A 1,540-nucleotide genomic window follows, 5' to 3' on the forward strand; every position below is an offset into this window, starting at 1 on the left:
TGTACCGACCCCTAAAAGTTAGACCAAAAAATCTAACGATTGGAGGTCGGTATTTTTATGTCTAAATATAGTTATGAATTTAAAAAGAAAGTTGTAAATGCTTATCTGAATGGAGAAGGCGGTTATAAATATCTCGCCGAGCAATACGGCGTTCCTTCTCATAGTAAAGTTAAGTTATGGGTGGATAATTATAAGTCTTTTGGAGATGATGGGTTAAAACGTTCACGTCAACAAGTAAAATATTCTTTCGAAAAGAAACTTTTTGTTGTAGAGTTATATTTATCAAGTGAAATCTCATATCAAGATTTAGCTCTGCAAGAAGGAATTACTAACCCGTCTATGATAGTTGATTGGGTTAATCGCTTTCGAGCAGCTGGACCTGATGCGTTGAGGCCACGTAGGAAAGGTCGAAAGAAAATATTGGATAAACCAGATAACAATACACAAAACAAACCACTTGTAGAATCTCCTGTTGATACAAGTGTAGAACATGTAAAGGAACTAGAGGATGAACTTCTTAAGTTAAGGATAGAGAATGCCTTTTTAAAAGAACTGAGGAGACTGCGTTTAGAGGACGAAGCAAAAATGAGAGAACGGCGCGAATCATCAGCAGCCTCCGAAGACAGTTCAAACTAAAATATCTTCTCTCATATACAGGAATGCCTAAAGCAACATATATGTATTGGCAAAAAAGATTTGATAGAGAAAATCCTGATAAGGAAATCGAAGAAAAAATCCTTGAAATTAGAAAACTTCACAAGGATTACGGATATCGTCGTATGCTAGGAGAACTTCGCAATCAGGGATATGTTATCAATAAAAAGAAAGTTCAGCGAATCATGCAAAAACTCGGATTACAGGTAACCTCATTTACACGCAGGAGTAGGAAATATAGTTCATACAAAGGAAAAGTTGGAACTGTTGCGCCTAATAGAATTCGCAGACGCTTTAACACACATATACCTCATCAGAAGATCACCACAGATACAACAGAGTTTAAATACTATGAAGTTGATGTTAAAGGACATATGACTATGCACAAACTTTATCTGGATACATTTATGGATATGTGTAATGGAGAGATACTAAGCTTTGGTATTGATAAACGCCCGTCTACCAAGAATATAATGGATGCTCTAGAAAAAGCAATAGAAGTAACATCTGATTGTCCCTATCGAAGAACCTTCCATTCGGATCAAGGATGGGCATATCAAATGAAAGCATACTCATATCGCCTTAAAGGAGAACGAATATTTCAGAGTATGTCTAGAAAGGGAAATTGTCACGATAATTCAGTGATGGAAAATTTCTTCGGACTATTAAAACAAGAAATCTATTATGGTGTAGTTTATTATAGCTATGAAGAATTGAAATCGGAAATAGAACGATATATAAAGTATTATAACGAACAACGAATAAAAGAAAAACTAGGATGGATGAGTCCTGTGCAATACAGGCTTAGCCTCTTGGCTGCATAAAAACAGCGTAGCAGCCAATAAAACTGCTACGCTTAAAAGTCTAACTTTTTGGGGTCACATCA

The 1,540-nt window shown here is 35.8% G+C and carries 1 protein-coding gene; it reads left to right on the top strand.

Annotated elements, in window-relative coordinates; genetic code table 11:
* Nucleotides 1–57: 57 nt before the first annotated feature.
* Nucleotides 58–1,478, top strand: a protein-coding gene (locus DWX96_RS14130; protein WP_242988816.1) for an IS3 family transposase whose coding sequence is annotated in 2 segments (ribosomal slippage) — nucleotides 58–544 and nucleotides 544–1,478 — 1,422 coding nt in all. Because the reading frame shifts where the segments join, the coding sequence is not laid out codon by codon here.
* Nucleotides 1,479–1,540: the final 62 nt, after the last annotated feature.

Source organism: Roseburia sp. AF22-2LB (genome assembly GCF_003461125.1).
Classification (GTDB): domain Bacteria; phylum Bacillota; class Clostridia; order Lachnospirales; family Lachnospiraceae; genus Roseburia_C; species Roseburia_C amylophila.